We start from the raw sequence: 14207 nt of genomic DNA, 5'->3' as shown, positions 1-14207 counted from the left end.
TTCAGGCTGCCCGTTCAGTTCGGCGTGATCGGCTTGGCATGCGCAACGGCTTTTGCCGCAAGAGCCGACACTTCCATGGCATCGCGGGCCGGGTTGTTCGTCATGATCCTCGGCCTGGTCGCCGCGGTTGGGGTCTGGGCGACCAAACAGAGCCTCATGATGAAATTTCGACGCAAGCCCGGTTTTGGGGCCGCGGTGGCAGTGTCGATTTCGGATGCCGGTGTCGAAGTGGATGGCAACCAGTCCCGGTCGAAGCTGGAATGGTCAACCTATCCTGCCGCCGTCCGCTTCAACGACGGAATCCTGCTGAAAAGACCGCACTCCATAAGGTGGTTGCCGGATTCGGCAATTGTCGATGGCAGTGCGGCAGAGGCCACGGAACTGGTTGCTTCGAAGACCTGTCTTCGCCAGGTTCGATAGTCGCGGTTGTTGTCGGGCACATCCAGCTTGGCGGCTGCCTACGGCCTGGCAGCACGTATTCCGGGGATGCTGCGCCGCGTGCAGCATCCCCGGCGAAGCATCAAAGCCTACCGATCACCAACTGCACTGCCAGGCTGCTGACCGACACCGCCGCCCACACGCCCAGCCCCAGCAGGATCGGCCGAGCGCCGCTGGACACCATTCGGCGCAGGTTCGCCGACAGGCCGATCGCGGTGAGCGCCACGATGATCAGGAATTCGGCCAGCATGTGCAGCGCGGGCTGGATCGCGACAGGGATCAGGCCGGCGGTGCGCACGGCCGAGGCGACCAGGAACCACAGGATGAACCACGGGAAGATGCGGCGAAGGCTGAAGTCGGCGGCGCCGTGCTTCTTTTCGCGCGCGGCCACCGCGAAGGCCAGCACCAGGCAGACCGGGATGATCAGCGTGGCACGGGTCAGCTTGACGATGGTGGCGTAGTCGCCGGCGGCGTGGCTGTAGCTGTAGCCGGCGGCGACCACCGACGAGGTGTCGTTGATCGCGGTACCGGCCCACAGGCCGAAACCCAGGTCGGACAGGTGCAGCAGGTGGCCGAGCAGCGGGAACAGCAGCACGGCGACCAGGTTGAACAGGAAGATGGTGGAGATCGCGAATGCGGTGTCGTGCTCGTCGGGCTTGATGATCGGCGTCACCGCGGCGATCGCCGAGCCGCCGCAGATCGCGGTGCCGACGCCGATCAGCACCATCAGCTTGTCGTGCACGCCGAGCCAGCGGCCGAGCCCCCACGCGGCGAGAAAGGCCACGCTCATCGTCACCAGGGTCACCGACAAGGATTCGAGGCCGGTCTTCGCCACCTGGTCCAGGCTGAGCCCGAAGCCCAGCGCGATGATCGACCACTGCAGCACCTTCTTGCCGGCGAACGCGATGCCGGCGCTGTAGCGCTCGCCCGGCGACAGCAGGTTGCGCACCAGGATGCCGAGCACGATGCCGATCACCGGCCCGCCGATCAGCGGCGCCAGGCGCCCCAGCCACAGCGCGAGCAGGCCGATCGCCAGCGCCAGCAGCAGGCCGGGCGTGCGTTGCCTGAGCAGCAAAGAAGGAGTGGGCAGGGTCGAGGTGTTCATGCGTGGGCTCCGGCAATCGCGCCATTGTCCGCCCGCATGGCGATCAGGAAAATTTTGAATATATGATCGAATGTATAAGGCAAGCTGATAAGATCGGTCAATGGTCAACATCAGCCCGCGCCAGCTGGACGTGTTCGTGCAGATCGCGCTGCACGGCAGCGTGCGCGCCGCCGCCGAGCGCCTGCACCTGACTCAGCCGGCGGCCAGCATGGCGCTGGCGGAGATGGAGCGGCAGCTGGATGCGCCGCTGTTCGACCGCGAACGTGGCCGCCTGCGCCTCAATGCGCGAGGCCGCGAACTGCTGCCGCTGGCGCAGGAGCTGCTGGAGCGGCACGCGGAATTCGGCCGCCGCGGGCGTGAGGAAGGCGCGGCGCTCTCCGGCGAGCTGCGCATCGGTGCCAGCAACACGGTGGGCAATTACCTGGTCGGCGAGCTGCTCGGCGGTTTCGTGCGTGCGCATCCGCAGGTGGCGATCCGCCTGCGCGTGGCGAACACCGAGACGATCGCCGCCGCCATGCTCGAGCACAGCCTGGACATCGGCTGCGTCGAAGGTCCGGTGGCGCATCCGTTGCTGGAGGTGCGCCCGTGGCGCGACGACCGACTGGTGGTGTGCGCCCCGCCGGAACACCCGTTGGCGCGCCGGCGCGGCCTGAAGCCCGCGGATTTCGCCGGCGCACGCTGGGTGCTGCGCGAGCCTGGCTCGGCCACGCGCGCCACCAGCGAACGCGTGCTGGCGCAATTGCCGCCGGGCGAAACCGTGCTGGAACTCGATCAGATCGAGGCGATCAAGCAGGCCGTGGTAGCCGGCCTCGGCATCGCCTGCCTGCCGGCGGTGGCGGTGACCGATGCATTGGCGACCGGACGGCTGAAGGCGCTGAAGACGCCGTTCCTCGACCTGCGCCGCAAGCTCTCGCTGCTGTTGCACCGGCGCCAGTACCGCGGCGCGTTGCTGGACGCGTTCCTCGAGGGGATCGACCCGAGCCGTGGCCGCTGAGCCGGCGGCAGGCCATCCCTGGCCTGCGCGCGCCGGGACTCATTGCTTCATCGCCACGAACGACATATGGCTGTCGTGGAGTTTGTCGTCGACCGCGATGGTCATGCTCTTGCCGTCGGCGGCGACGGTCATCTTCGCCACACTGATGACCTTGCCGTCGCGCTTGGCGGTCTCCTGCACGGTGCGCCGGCCGAGCTTCCTCACCGCGACGCTGGTGGTGCCGGGATCGCCCTGGTAGGGCGTGTCGCTGCCGTCCATCTTCGCGCTGTACGACTCGCCGGTGGGCGTATGCATGTGGAGTGTGTCGCCATCGACCTTGTAGCTGCGGGTGAGCGCGTTGTCCGAGACGCTGCCGTAGCTTTTGGTGCGCCACGAGCCGGAAATCGCGTGCGCACCGGCCGGCCCCTTCGCCACGCGCAGCATGGTGCCGTTGCCGGTGACCGGGGCGGTGCTGTCGCCGCGGTTTTCGGTGAACTCGAAGTTTGCCGTCTTGCCGTCGGCGGCCACGGTCATGGTCGAGTCCGCGATGACCTTGCCGGCCTTCTTGTCGATCTCGTGGATCGCATGATCGTCGACGATGCTGACCGCCATCGTGTCGTAGTACGGATGGCCGCTGACCGGCTGGTCGCTGCCGTCGGCCTTCACGCTGACCGGCGGAACGCAGCTCTTGCAGTGGTACATGCCGTCCTGCAGCAGCAGGACGTCCGGCTTCTTCGGCATCTCGACCTTGTTCAGATCGATTTTCCAGGTGCCGTCGAAGGCGCTCTGCGCCAGCGCCGGTGCGGGCATCAGGCTTGCTCCCAGCAATACGCCCAGAACTGCAGCGGCAAGTGACTTGTTCATGATGACACTCCCCATGGCCATGGATCGGTTCGATGAGATGCGGAGTTGTCGTGCCGATTCCGGGCGGCGACGCATGGCACACAACGACTGCCCCTGAACCAGCGAGCCTGCGCCGGCGGATGTAAAACGCGGGACAACGATGCGTGACGAAGCGGCGGCGCGGCCGGGTTTCAGTGCGCGGTGGCCGCGTCCACGATCTGGTTCAGCATCGCCTCGGCCTGCTCGTGGGTAGGCGCCTGCAGCAACCGGGGCAGGTGGCGGCGCAGGTGGGCGTAGTCGAGCGTGGCGAGGCGGTCGCGCACCTGCAGGATCTGCGCCGGGTGCATGCTGAATTCGTCGAGCCCGAGCAGCAGCAGCAGCGCGGTGAAGTTCACGTCGCCGGCGATCTCGCCGCACAGGCTGACCGGCTTCTTCGCGCGACGGCCGGAAGTGAGCACGTGCGAGATCAGCCGCAGCAGCGCCGGCTGCAGCGGGTTGTAGATGTTCTCCAGCGCGTCGTTGCCGCGGTCGGCGGCGAGCACGTACTGTGCCAGGTCGTTGGTGCCGATTGCCAGGAAGTCGGCATGCTCCAGCAGGGCGCGCACGTTGATCGCCGCCGCCGGCACCTCGATCATCGCGCCCAGCGGCAATTTCTCCGGCAGGTCGATGGCCTCGCGCTTGAGGTCCTGGCGCGCCAGCTTGAACAGCGTGCGCACCGCGATCAGTTCGTCCGGCTGGGTCACCATCGGCACCAGCACGCGCACCGGACCGTAGCAGGCGGCGCGCAGGATCGCGCGGATCTGCGTGGTGAACACCGCCGGGTAGCGCAGCGACAGGCGCACGCCGCGCACGCCGAGCGCCGGGTTGTCCTCGCCGCGCAGGGTGAGGCCGGCGGCGTCGGCCTTGTCGGCGCCGAGGTCCAGCGTGCGGATGGTCACCGGCAGGCCGCCCATGCCCATCACCAGATCGCGGTAGGCGATGAACTGCTCGTCTTCCGACGGCAGGCCCTTGTGCTTGAGGAACAGGAACTCGGTGCGGTACAGGCCCACGCCGTCGGCGCCGCGGGCGCGCGCCAGCGCCACGTCGGCCGGCGTCTCGGCGTTCGCCAGCAGGGCGATCTCGACGCCGTCGCGGGTGCGCGTGGGCGCATTCGCCAGCTTCGCCAGCCGCCGGCCTTCGGCCGCCGCCTCGCGCTGCCAGGCGCGGTAGCGCGACAGGTCCTGCGCGGCCGGATGCACGACTGCCTCGCCGCGCTCGGCGTCGAGCAGGATCAGGTCGTCGTCGTGGATGTTGGACAGCGCGTCGCGGGTGCCGACCAGCATCGGCAGGCCCAGGCTGCGCGCCAGGATCGCGCTGTGCGAGTACGCGCTGCCGGAACTGGCGACCACGCCGAGCAGGCCGTTGCCGGCCAGCTGCGCCATGTCGCCCGGCGCAATGCTGTCGGCGATCAGGATCTCGCCCACGCGCGCGGCCAGCTTGCGCTCCTCCGGGCTGGTCTGCCGCTGCAGCGCGGAAATCACCCGGTTGATCACCTGCTCGACGTCTTCCTTGCGGCTGCGCAGGTAGGGGTCGTCCATCGCCTCGAACACTGCGGACAGCCGGTCGCGCTGCTTCTTCAGCGCGGCGCCGGGGCGGTAGCGGCCGATCCGCACCAGATCGTCCAGTCCGCGCAACAGCTCGGCGTCGTCCAGCAGCAGGCTGTGCGCGTCGATGAATTCGTTGACCTCGCGCGCCAGCGCGCCGTGCAGCTTGCCGCGCAGTTCGCGCAGTTCCTGTCGCGCGGTGTCCAGCGCCTGGCGCAGCTTGGCCAGCTCGCCCTCGATCTCTTCCTCGGCCAGCGGCCGGGTGTCGACGATGTAGCGGCTGGGCTGCACCAGCCGTGCCCGGCCAAGCGCCATGCCGTGCGCGGCGATGGTGCCGGTGAGGAGGTGTCTCACGCTTGGCCTCCGTGGGGACCAGGCGCGGGAGTAGGGAGCAGGGAACGGTGAATAGGCAAAGCGGACAGCACGGTGCCTGCAGGAAGCGGGGTGCTCGCGCGCCCCCTGCTTTTCCCGATTCCCGATTCCCTGTTTCCGATTCCCTGCATCTCATGCTCCCTCGTCGAACTTGCGCTCGAACAGCGCGACCACCGCATCCAGCGCGGCCTCCTCGTCGGAGCCCTCGACGCGCACGGTCAGCGGGCTGCCGAGGCCGGCGGCCAGCATCATCACGCCCATGATGCTCTGTGCGTTGACCTCGCGGCCCTTGCTGAGCAGCCACACGGTGGATTTGAAACCCTGCACCAGTTGTACCAGCTTGGCCGAGGCGCGGGCGTGCAGACCCAGCCGGTTGGTGATGACGATCTCCTTTTCAAGCATGATGGCAGTCAGGCATGGTCGATGAAGATTCCTCCGCGGCCACCGCTGGCCGCGATCTCGGCCAGTTCGTCCAGTGGTTTTTCCGCATAGTTGAGTACGCGCAGCAGCATCGGCAGGTTGAGGCCCGAGACGCAGCGCAGGTGTACGCCGAGCGCGCCCAGCGACAGGCCGATGTTGCACGGCGTGGCGCCGTACAAGTCGGCCAGCACCAGTACGCCGGCACCGGTGTCGAGCTCGCGCGCGTGGCGCGCGGTGAGCTGGCGCATCACGTCCGGGTCCGACTCGGGCGGGATTTCCACCGCCGCCACCTGCAGCGGCAGCCGCGGCATCACGTGGTGCGCGGCGGAAATCAGCGCCTGGCCGACCGCCTCGTGGGTCATCAGCAGTACGCCGACGCTCATGGCCGGCGGCCCGAAGTGTTTGCAGGAGTCGTCATCGTCACTCCAGCTCGCGATGGAAGGTGAGCACGCCTTCGCGATGGCTGCGGTAGTGCGCGGCGAGCTTCTCGACCAGGTAGACCGAGCGATGGCGGCCGCCGGTGCAACCGATCGAGATGGTCACGTAGCTGCGGTCGTCCTGTTCGAAGCGCGGCAGCCAGGCGTCCAGCCAGCGCGCGGTGTCGGCGAAGTATTCGCCGACCAGCGGCGCGGCGTCGAGGAACTCGCGCACCGGTGCGTCCTTGCCCGACAGCGGGCGCAGGCGCGGCTCCCAGTGCGGGTTCGGCAGGCAGCGTGCGTCGAACACGAAGTCCGCGTCCAGCGGCAGCCCGCGCCTGAACGCGAACGACTGGAACATCAGCGTGAGCCCTTCGGTGGCCTGCGCGTAGCCGGTGGCGACCAGCCGGCGCAGCTGGTGCACGTTGAGCTCGCTGGAGTCGATCACCTTCTCGGCGATCGCGATCAGCGGGCGCAGCAGCCGGCGCTCCTCGACGATCGCGTCGGCCAGCGACACGCCGCGGGTGGCCAGCGGATGGCGGCGGCGGGTTTCCGAATAGCGCTTGATCAGCACGTCGTCGCGGCAGTCCAGGAAGATCAGGTGCACCTGCACGCCGGCGCCGGCCAGCTCCGACAGCACAGTCGGCATGTGCGCGAAATCGGTGCCGCGGTTGCGCACGTCCACGCCCACCGCGATGCGCCGCGGCCGACCGCGGCGGTCGCCGCTGGTGGCGGCGTTGACCAATTGCGGCAGCAGTACCGACGGCAGGTTGTCGACGCAGTAGAACTCCAGGTCCTCCAGCGCGCGCAGCGCCACCGTCTTGCCGCCGCCGGACATGCCGGTCAGCACGATCAGGTGGATCTCGTGCGGGTCGGCCAGCGTGCCGGGCGGGCGGGTGTCGTCGCTCATGCTTTCACCATGGGGGCAGGCGGCGCAGCTGGTGCGCCTGGCGGTCGATGAAGGTTTGCGCCGGGTCGATGCCCTTGCTCTTCAAGGCGTGGCTGCGCACCGCGGCCTCGACCAGCACCGCCAGGTTGCGGCCGGAGGCCACCGGGATGGTGATCATCGGCACCTTCACGTCGAACACCTCGCGATGGCCGATGTCGCCGGTGAGGCGGGTCAGCGCGTCGCCGCCGTCGTCGGGGTTGAGCTCGCCGTCGCGCAGCGGTTTCAGGTGCACCACCAGGCGCAGGTACTTGGAGGCCTTGACCGACATGTGGCCGAACATCTCGCGCACGTTGAGCACGCCCAGCCCGCGCACTTCAAGCAGGTCCTGCAGCAGTTCCGGGCAGCTGCCGTCGATCACGTCCGGCGCGATCAGGGTGAACTCGGTGGCGTCGTCGGCGACCAGCCGGTGGCCGCGGCTGATCAGTTCCAGCGCCAGCTCGCTCTTGCCGGAGCCGGCCTCGCCGGTGATCAGCACGCCGATCGAGAACACCTCCAGGAACACGCCGTGCAGGGTGATCTTCGCCGCCAGCGTGCGCGCCAGGTGGTACTGCAGGTAGGTCAGCAGCTCGTGGCCGCGCTTGGGGCTGATCCACAGCGGCGTATTGGTTTCCTCGGCGACCTCGCGCAGGTCGGCCGGCACCGCCTGGTCCTTGGTCACGATCAGCGCCACCGGCTGGTAGGCGGCGATCTTGTGCATCACTTCCCAGCGCTGGCGCGAATCCAGCCCGTCGAGGTAGTTCAGTTCCTCCGAGCCGATGATCTGGATCTTGTTCGGGTAGATGATGTTGAGGTAGCCGATCAGCGAGGGCCGGCGCGCCTGTGCCGCGCCCGGTTCGAGCGCGCGCGATTCCCCGCGCATGCCCGATACCCAGCGCAGGGCCATGCGTTCGTGGACGCCGTCGTAGAGTTGTCGCGCGCTGATCCGGTCCAAACCTTGGGTCCCTTGCGCCGCATGTCGGTGCCCGACGGGCGTTGGCGGCGGCACGGCCATTGTGCCAGCTTGGACGGATACGCGTGTTCAGAGGGAAAAACGGCCCGCCCTGGAACGGGCGGGCCGCGGTCGGCCGAAGGTGGTTTCGATCAGCCGTACTGGCGCTCGTCGCGCGCCTCGCGCTGGTGCTTGTCGGCGACCTTCTCGCGGTACTTGCGCAACTGGGCGACCAGCTTGTCGAACAGCATGTCGATGGAGGCATACATGTCGGCCTCGGTGGCTTCCGCGTGCAAGGTGGCGCCTACCACGCCCAAGGTGCCGTCGGCGCGGTGCTGCAGCTTGTCGACCGACAGCACGATGGCGAGGCTCTTCAATTTGTCGTCGAGGCGGGTGAGGCGGTCGAGCTTGGCGGTGGCGTGGTCGCGCAGGGCCGGGGTGACTTCGATCTGCTGGCCGCTGAGTTGGAATTGCATGGGGCGCCTCCTCTGGTGGTGCAGTGCCGCGTTTCGCGGCGGGGTGGACGTACCGCGCCTGGGGTGGCGACGGTGCATCGTCAATCATCCTGCTGCTGTTATGGGAACACTTTGGCGATAGGCAAGTTCCCGCGGGCGGCCCTGCGACAATCAGCCCGCGCGTTGGCGTTCGCTGGACGTAGGTATGCGCAGCCCCTCCCGGTATTTGGCGACGGTGCGGCGGGCGACCTGGATGCCCTTGCGCTGCAGTTCTTCGGCGATCGCCAGGTCGGACAAGGGCTTGCGCACGTCCTCGGCCTCGATCAGCTTGCGCAGCATGGCCTGGATCGCGGTGGCCGAGGCGCTGCCACCGTCCTCGGTGGAAACGCCGCTGGAAAAAAAATACTTCAGCTCGAAGGTGCCGCGCGGGGTGTGCAGGTATTTGCGGGTGGTGACACGCGAGATGGTCGATTCGTGCATGCCCACTTCCTCGGCCACCTCGCGCAGCACCAGCGGGTGCATCGCTTCGGGGCCGTAGTCGAGGAAGGCGCTCTGCCGCCGCACGATCGCCTCGGCGACCTTGAGCAGGGTCTCGGCGCGCGATTCCAGGCTCTTGATCAGCCAGCGCGCTTCCTGCAGCTGGCCACGCATCCAACTGGCATCCTCGCCGCGGGCCTGGGCGATCAGGCCGCAGTAGTGCTGGTTCAGGCCCAGCCGCGGCTGCGCGTCCGGATTCAGGCTGACCCGCCAGCGGCTGCCGTCGCGCAGCGCGTAGACGTCCGGCGCCACGTATTCCACCGGGGTGGCGTCGAGCGCCGCGCCGGGGCGCGGGTCGAGGCTGCGGATCAGCACGGCGGCCGCGGCCACGTCGTCCTCGCCGGCGCGCAGGCGCCGCGCCAGCCGGGCGATGTCGTTGCGCGCGAGCAGGTCCAGTTCGTCGTCGACGATGCGCAGCGCCAGCTCGCGCTGCGGCGTGTCCGGGTCGAACTGTTCCAGTTGCACGCGCAGGCAGTCGCGCAGGTCGATGCTGCCCACGCCGGCAGGGTCGAAGCCCTGCAGGCGGCGGCGCACTTCCTCGATCTCCGCGATGCTGGCGTCGAGGTCGGCGGGCAGCGCGGCGAGGATGGCTTCCAGCCCTTCGGCCAGGTAGCCGGCGGGGTTCAGCGCGTCGATCAGCACGGTGGCGATCAGGTGCTGACGCGGGTTGAACGAGGCCAGGTTGAGCTGCCACAGCAGGTGCTGCTGCAGGGTTTCCGGCGCGGCGTTCTGCGGCTCGAAATCCTCGTCGCCGCGCGTACCGCTGCCGCTGCTGCCGCTGCTGCCGACGCTGCTGCTGGAGAAGTCGATCGGCGTTTCGGCCACGCCGCCGTCCGACCAGTCGCTGGCCTCGCCGTCGTCGCTGCTGCTGGCGGCGACCGCTTCGACGCTGGGGTAGTCGCTCTCGGGCTCGCTGCTCTCGAGCGTCTCGTCGTCCTCGACTTCCTCGGCGAACTCCAGCAACGGATTGCTCTCGGCGATCTGCCGCAATTCGGCTTCCAGCTCCAGCTGCGACAGCTGCAACAGGCGGATCGCCTGCTGCAGTTGCGGCGTCAGGGTCAGCTGCTGGTGGAGGCGAAACTGCAGTGCGGGTTTCATGCCAGCCGGGTCGAGGGGGATCGTCTCAATCCTAACCCGTGCCCGCGGGCGCGGCCATAGCCGCGGCCCGGGTCGAAAACGGCCGCGGCAGGTAATTCAGAGGCGGAATTCGCGGCCCAGGTAGACCTCGCGCACCTTTTCGTCGGCGAGGATGTGCGCCGGGGTGCCGCGCGACAGCACCTCGCCCTCGTTCAGGATGTACGCGCGGTCGCAGATGCCCAGCGTCTCGCGCACGTTGTGGTCGGTGATCAGCACGCCGATGCCGCGTTCCTTGAGGTGGCGCACGATGCGCTGGATCTCGCCGACCGAGATCGGGTCGACCCCGGCGAACGGCTCGTCCAGCAGCATGTAGCGCGGGTTGGCGGCCAGCGCGCGGGCGATTTCCACCCGGCGCCGCTCGCCGCCGGACAGGCTGATGCCCTTCTGCCCGGCGATGTGGGCGATCTTCAGTTCGTCCAGCAGGTTTTCCAGTTCGGCGTCGCGCTGCGATGCGGTCAGACCGTCGCGCAGTTCCAGCACCGCCATGATGTTGTCGGCCACGCTGAGCCGGCGGAACACCGACGCCTCCTGCGGCAGGTAGCCGATGCCCAGTTTTGCGCGCGCATGCATCGGCGCGCCGGTGATGTCCAGCTTGTCCAGCTTGATCGTGCCGCCGTCGGCCTCGATCAGGCCCACCACCATGTAGAAGCAGGTGGTCTTGCCGGCGCCATTGGGGCCGAGCAGGCCGACCACTTCGCCTTCACGGATCGAGAAGCCGAAATCCTTGACGACCTGGCGCGACTTGAAACTCTTCTGCAGACCTTCGGCGGAGAGCATCGGTTACGGCTGCCCCTGCGGGGTCGGGCTGCTGGTGGCCGGGACCGGCGCGGCGGCCGGCTGCGGCTTGGGCTTGAAGGTCATGTGGACCAGGCCGTCGCCGGCACTCTCGCCGGTCATCTGGCTGGTCTCGGTGTTGTAGGTGAGCCGGTCGCCGCGCGCGTCGCCGCGGCCCTTCTGGGTGACCGAGGCGTTGCCGCTGAGCACCGCGATGCCCTTGAGGTTGTCATAGTCGAGCGTGGCGGCGTCGCCCAGGATCAGGTTGCCGCTGTCGTCCAGTTGCTCGAGATGGGCCGGGCTGCCGGTGATGACGACCCGGCTGATCTGGGTGTCGGCGTCGAAGTACACCTTGGCCTGCGCGCCGGTGGCCTTCAGCGTGCCCTGGGTGATCACCACGTTGCCGGTCAGCGTGCTGACGCTGTTCGGTTTCTGGAAGCCATCGAAATGCTTCGCGGCGACCTGCATTTCCTGCTGGCGGTCGCTTTTCCTGGCCAGCGCCGGCTGGGCCGCGAACAGGCCCAGGACCGCGATGGCAAGCGCGAACCTAGCGCTGGCGCGGCGGGAAGGTGGCATGGACGTCATCGAGTAACTCCAGGTGTTTGTCGTTGAGGTCGGCACGCATGCCGATACCGCTGATTCTAGTGCCGCCTTGCACCATCTGCGCCGGGGCGGCGGTTTCCAGCCGGTTCTGCTTCGGCCAAGCGGTGACGTCGGCGGTCTGGATGCGGGTCGCCGGCGTGTCGTCGAACGCTTCGCGGTGCATCTCCACCGGGCCTTGCAGCTTGAGCTGGCTGCCATCCTTGTTGACCCAGCCGTACAGCGACTGGCCCTGCCAGTCCGGTACACCGGCCTGGTGGGCCGGCAGCTGGAAGGTGGGCGAGTTAAGGTAAAGCGAATCGTCGCCCTCGCGTCGCTCCAGGTGTGGCGACTGCAGGTGGAAGCCGGGTTGGCCTGCGGCGTTGAACTCGGTCATCCGCGCGTCGGTCAGGGTGTAGCTGGAACGCGGTGGGCCGACGAAATCGCTGGCCTTTGGCGCCGGCCCGAACCACCACAGCAGCAGCTGGGCCACGCCCGCGGCGAGCGCGATGGCGATGGTCGCGGCCGGCAGGCGCCGGTCGCGCAGCCATAGGCGCAGGTTCACTGCCAATGCTCCCGCTCGACGGCGCTCTTGCCTTGCGCGTGCAGGATCAGGTCGCACACCTCGCGCGCCGCGCCCATGCCGCCGCTCTTGGCGGTCTGCCAGTGCGCCGCCGCGGCCACCCACGGGTGCGCGTTCGCCACCGCCACGGCGAGGCCGGCGAGGCGCATCGGCGGCAGGTCGGGCAGGTCGTCGCCGGTGAAGGCGGCCTGCTCGGGCGCCAGTTGCAGCGCGTCGAGCAATTCCCGCAGGCAGGCGCGCTTGTCGCCCTGGCCCTGGTAGACGTGGGCGATGTCCAGTTCCTCGGCGCGCAGCGCGACCGGGTGACTGATCCGCGCGGTGATAAGCGCCACCTGTATGCCGTTCGCCTGCAAGCGCTTCAGGCCGAGCCCGTCGTGCACGTGGAACACCTTGGTCTCGCGGCCATCCTCGCCGTACCACAGGCGACCGTCGGTCAGCGTGCCATCCACGTCGAACACCGCCAGGCGGACCTTCGCGGCGCGGGTCAGGAGCTCGGTGGGGAGATGGGTCAGGTAATCAGTAGGCACGGGCGGGATTCTGGGAGAGCAGGATCAAGAGCGGCGTGTTTGATTGGTCTGATGCGGCAAGCCGTATCAGACAACACGCGCACGGAGCAGATCGTGAATGTTCAGCGCGCCGACCACGCGCTGCTCGTCGTCGACCACCAACAGCGCGTGGATCTGGTACTTCTCCATCAGCTGCGCCGCTTCCGCCGCCAGCTTGTCGGCGCCGATCGTCTTCGGGCCGCGCGTCATCAGTTCGGCCACGGTGGCACCGCGCAGGTCCACGCCGTCGTCGTCCAGCGCGCGGCGCAGGTCGCCATCGGTAAAGACCCCCAGCAAGCGTTGTTCGGCGTCGACCACGGCGGTCATGCCCAGGTGCTTGCGGGTCATCTCGACCAGGGCGGCGGTGAGGCTGGCGTCGGGCGCGACCCGCGGTACCTCGTCGCCGCTGTGCATCACGTCGCTGATGTGCAGCAGCAGGCGCCGGCCCAGTGCGCCGGCCGGGTGCGAGCGGGCGAAGTCGTCGGAAGTGAAGCCGCGCGCCTCCAGCAGCGCGATCGCCAGCGCGTCGCCCAGCACCAGCGCCACGGTGGTGCTGGTGGTCGGTGCCAGGCCCAGCGGGCAGGCTTCGCTGGAGATGCTGCCGTCCAGGTGCACGTCGGCCTGGGTCGCCAGCGACGAGGTCGGGCGGCCGGTGATCGCGATCAGCGGAATGCCCTGGCGCTTGATCACCGGCAGGATGAACAGCAGCTCGTCGGTCTCGCCGGAGTAGGAGATCGCCAGCACCACGTCCTGCGGCAGGATCATGCCGAGGTCGCCGTGGCTGGCCTCGCCCGGGTGCACGAAGAACGCCGGCGTGCCGGTGGAGGCCAGCGTGGCGGCGATCTTGCGCCCGATGTGGCCGGACTTGCCCATGCCGCTGACCACCACGCGGCCCCGGCAGCCCAGGATCAGCCGGCAGGCCTCGACGAACGCCGGCCCGATCCGCGGCTCCAGCGCCAGCGCGGCGGCCGCTTCGGTGGCGATCACCGTGCGTGCGCTGCGGATGATCACATCCGGGTGCAGGTTGATCGGAGTGGTGGGGGCGATGCGTGCGTTCATGGAGGCTCGATGAAGGGGCGGAAGGTGCCCGGGTGGCCACGGCGTGCCGCGTGTCCGGGCCGGCCTGGGACCGCTGTCATTTCTGCGCCAGCGGATTTCCATTACCATGGCATGTTCGCATTTTAACGTCATAAGCCCGCGCAATGGGTTCCGCTCGCCGCGGAAGCCGCCGCCTGCCCAGACTCCCGCATGGAACCTTTCCCGATGGACCCAGCCCGCATCCAGGCGATGATCGAAAACGGCCTGCCCGGCGCCCGGGTGGAGGTGGGCGGTGCCGACGGCGTGCATTTCGAGGCCACCGTGGTCGCCAGCCAGTTCGCCGGCAAGCTGCCGCTGGCGCGGCACCGGCTGGTGTACGCCACGCTGGGCGAGCAGATGGGCGGCGCGATCCACGCGCTGGCGCTGAAGACACTGACACCCGAGGAGGCAGGGAATAGGGAGTAGAGAATGGCGAAAGCCTTCCACCCGCGCCCTCACCGCTTCTCCCGATTCCCGACTCCCTATTCCCGGC

17 protein-coding genes are annotated in these 14207 nt (G+C 68.6%); 3 read left to right on the top strand and 14 right to left on the bottom strand.

Annotated elements, in window-relative coordinates; genetic code table 11:
- Nucleotides 1-102 precede the first annotated feature (102 nt).
- Entirely contained in the window at nucleotides 103-420 is a 318-nt protein-coding gene (locus RHOOR87_RS20395; RefSeq protein ID WP_155950942.1) for a hypothetical protein, read from the top strand.
- 100 nt (nucleotides 421-520) lie between these two features.
- Here the strand turns inward: RHOOR87_RS20395 and RHOOR87_RS0110825 are convergent, their stop codons facing one another.
- Nucleotides 521-1543: a putative sulfate exporter family transporter gene (locus tag RHOOR87_RS0110825; protein WP_027485018.1), complete on the bottom strand. Its 1023-nt coding sequence runs from the start codon at nucleotides 1541-1543 to the stop codon at nucleotides 521-523.
- Between the two features lie 100 nt (nucleotides 1544-1643).
- Between RHOOR87_RS0110825 and RHOOR87_RS0110820 the strand changes: the two genes are divergently transcribed.
- Nucleotides 1644-2537: a LysR family transcriptional regulator gene (locus RHOOR87_RS0110820; protein WP_015448616.1), complete on the top strand. Its 894-nt coding sequence runs from the start codon at nucleotides 1644-1646 to the stop codon at nucleotides 2535-2537.
- 39 nt (nucleotides 2538-2576) lie between these two features.
- Here RHOOR87_RS0110820 and RHOOR87_RS0110815 read toward each other — a convergent pair whose 3' ends face one another.
- The 13 genes from RHOOR87_RS0110815 to RHOOR87_RS0110755 all read right to left on the bottom strand — a co-directional run bounded on the left by RHOOR87_RS0110815 (nucleotide 2577) and on the right by RHOOR87_RS0110755 (nucleotide 13696).
- Entirely contained in the window at nucleotides 2577-3380 is an 804-nt protein-coding gene (locus RHOOR87_RS0110815; protein ID WP_231378417.1) for a hypothetical protein, read from the bottom strand.
- 170 nt (nucleotides 3381-3550) lie between these two features.
- Nucleotides 3551-5296 carry a phosphoenolpyruvate--protein phosphotransferase gene (gene ptsP / locus RHOOR87_RS0110810; RefSeq protein ID WP_027485016.1) on the bottom strand — a complete coding sequence of 582 codons (1746 nt, stop codon included), beginning with the start codon at nucleotides 5294-5296 and terminating at the stop codon, nucleotides 3551-3553.
- 150 nt (nucleotides 5297-5446) lie between these two features.
- Nucleotides 5447-5716 carry an HPr family phosphocarrier protein gene (locus RHOOR87_RS0110805; RefSeq protein ID WP_007511597.1) on the bottom strand — a complete coding sequence of 90 codons (270 nt, stop codon included), beginning with the start codon at nucleotides 5714-5716 and terminating at the stop codon, nucleotides 5447-5449.
- Between the two features lie 8 nt (nucleotides 5717-5724).
- Nucleotides 5725-6117 carry a PTS fructose transporter subunit IIA gene (locus RHOOR87_RS0110800; RefSeq protein WP_007511595.1) on the bottom strand — a complete coding sequence of 131 codons (393 nt, stop codon included), beginning with the start codon at nucleotides 6115-6117 and terminating at the stop codon, nucleotides 5725-5727.
- Nucleotides 6118-6154: 37 nt separating this feature from the next.
- Nucleotides 6155-7060: an RNase adapter RapZ gene (gene rapZ, locus RHOOR87_RS0110795; protein WP_007511593.1), complete on the bottom strand. Its 906-nt coding sequence runs from the start codon at nucleotides 7058-7060 to the stop codon at nucleotides 6155-6157.
- 4 nt (nucleotides 7061-7064) lie between these two features.
- Nucleotides 7065-8030: an HPr(Ser) kinase/phosphatase gene (gene hprK / locus RHOOR87_RS0110790; protein WP_027485015.1), complete on the bottom strand. Its 966-nt coding sequence runs from the start codon at nucleotides 8028-8030 to the stop codon at nucleotides 7065-7067.
- 149 nt (nucleotides 8031-8179) lie between these two features.
- Entirely contained in the window at nucleotides 8180-8503 is a 324-nt protein-coding gene (raiA, locus tag RHOOR87_RS0110785; RefSeq protein WP_027485014.1) for a ribosome-associated translation inhibitor RaiA, read from the bottom strand.
- Between the two features lie 150 nt (nucleotides 8504-8653).
- On the bottom strand, nucleotides 8654-10117 hold the full coding sequence (locus RHOOR87_RS0110780; protein WP_007511587.1) for an RNA polymerase factor sigma-54: 1464 nt from the start codon (nucleotides 10115-10117) through the stop codon (nucleotides 8654-8656).
- Nucleotides 10118-10213: 96 nt separating this feature from the next.
- Nucleotides 10214-10933, bottom strand: a complete 720-nt coding sequence (lptB, locus tag RHOOR87_RS0110775; RefSeq protein WP_007511585.1) for an LPS export ABC transporter ATP-binding protein — start codon at nucleotides 10931-10933, stop codon at nucleotides 10214-10216.
- Between the two features lie 3 nt (nucleotides 10934-10936).
- A complete protein-coding gene (gene lptA, locus RHOOR87_RS0110770) occupies nucleotides 10937-11515 on the bottom strand; it encodes a lipopolysaccharide transport periplasmic protein LptA (protein WP_015448611.1) in 579 nt (192 codons plus the stop codon).
- A complete protein-coding gene (gene lptC / locus RHOOR87_RS0110765) occupies nucleotides 11478-12074 on the bottom strand; it encodes an LPS export ABC transporter periplasmic protein LptC (RefSeq protein WP_027485013.1) in 597 nt (198 codons plus the stop codon). The genes lptA and lptC overlap by 38 nt, the downstream gene beginning before the upstream one ends.
- Nucleotides 12071-12619 carry an HAD hydrolase family protein gene (locus tag RHOOR87_RS0110760; protein WP_007511579.1) on the bottom strand — a complete coding sequence of 183 codons (549 nt, stop codon included), beginning with the start codon at nucleotides 12617-12619 and terminating at the stop codon, nucleotides 12071-12073. The genes lptC and RHOOR87_RS0110760 overlap by 4 nt, the downstream gene beginning before the upstream one ends.
- A gap of 66 nt (nucleotides 12620-12685) precedes the next feature.
- Complete coding sequence (locus tag RHOOR87_RS0110755; protein ID WP_015448609.1) at nucleotides 12686-13696, bottom strand: KpsF/GutQ family sugar-phosphate isomerase; 1011 nt, start codon at nucleotides 13694-13696, stop codon at nucleotides 12686-12688.
- 204 nt (nucleotides 13697-13900) lie between these two features.
- Here RHOOR87_RS0110755 and RHOOR87_RS0110750 point away from each other — a divergent pair, with 204 nt between their 5' ends.
- A complete protein-coding gene (locus RHOOR87_RS0110750; RefSeq protein ID WP_027485011.1) occupies nucleotides 13901-14140 on the top strand; it encodes a BolA/IbaG family iron-sulfur metabolism protein in 240 nt (79 codons plus the stop codon).
- Nucleotides 14141-14207 lie beyond the last annotated feature (67 nt).

Origin of the sequence: Rhodanobacter sp. OR87, from assembly GCF_000473345.1 — a bacterium.
Taxonomy (GTDB): domain Bacteria; phylum Pseudomonadota; class Gammaproteobacteria; order Xanthomonadales; family Rhodanobacteraceae; genus Rhodanobacter; species Rhodanobacter denitrificans.
The sequence above is the reverse complement of the archived record's forward strand: the minus strand, read 5'-3'. Positions and strand labels throughout refer to the sequence as shown.

What these genes read in the sequence shown, in the direction of transcription:
- RHOOR87_RS20395 (WP_155950942.1), top strand. Translation starts at nt 103, where the DNA reads ATGATCCTCGGCCTGGTCGCCGCGGTTGGGGTCTGGGCGACCAAACAG.
- RHOOR87_RS0110825 (WP_027485018.1), bottom strand. Translation starts at nt 1,543, where the DNA reads ATGAACACCTCGACCCTGCCCACTCCTTCTTTGCTGCTCAGGCAACGC.
- RHOOR87_RS0110820 (WP_015448616.1), top strand. Translation starts at nt 1,644, where the DNA reads ATGGTCAACATCAGCCCGCGCCAGCTGGACGTGTTCGTGCAGATCGCG.
- RHOOR87_RS0110815 (WP_231378417.1), bottom strand. Translation starts at nt 3,380, where the DNA reads ATGAACAAGTCACTTGCCGCTGCAGTTCTGGGCGTATTGCTGGGAGCA.
- RHOOR87_RS0110805 (WP_007511597.1), bottom strand. Translation starts at nt 5,716, where the DNA reads ATGCTTGAAAAGGAGATCGTCATCACCAACCGGCTGGGTCTGCACGCC.
- RHOOR87_RS0110800 (WP_007511595.1), bottom strand. Translation starts at nt 6,117, where the DNA reads ATGAGCGTCGGCGTACTGCTGATGACCCACGAGGCGGTCGGCCAGGCG.
- rapZ (WP_007511593.1), bottom strand. Translation starts at nt 7,060, where the DNA reads ATGAGCGACGACACCCGCCCGCCCGGCACGCTGGCCGACCCGCACGAG.
- raiA (WP_027485014.1), bottom strand. Translation starts at nt 8,503, where the DNA reads ATGCAATTCCAACTCAGCGGCCAGCAGATCGAAGTCACCCCGGCCCTG.
- RHOOR87_RS0110780 (WP_007511587.1), bottom strand. Translation starts at nt 10,117, where the DNA reads ATGAAACCCGCACTGCAGTTTCGCCTCCACCAGCAGCTGACCCTGACG.
- lptB (WP_007511585.1), bottom strand. Translation starts at nt 10,933, where the DNA reads ATGCTCTCCGCCGAAGGTCTGCAGAAGAGTTTCAAGTCGCGCCAGGTC.
- lptA (WP_015448611.1), bottom strand. Translation starts at nt 11,515, where the DNA reads ATGACGTCCATGCCACCTTCCCGCCGCGCCAGCGCTAGGTTCGCGCTT.
- RHOOR87_RS0110755 (WP_015448609.1), bottom strand. Translation starts at nt 13,696, where the DNA reads ATGAACGCACGCATCGCCCCCACCACTCCGATCAACCTGCACCCGGAT.
- RHOOR87_RS0110750 (WP_027485011.1), top strand. Translation starts at nt 13,901, where the DNA reads ATGGACCCAGCCCGCATCCAGGCGATGATCGAAAACGGCCTGCCCGGC.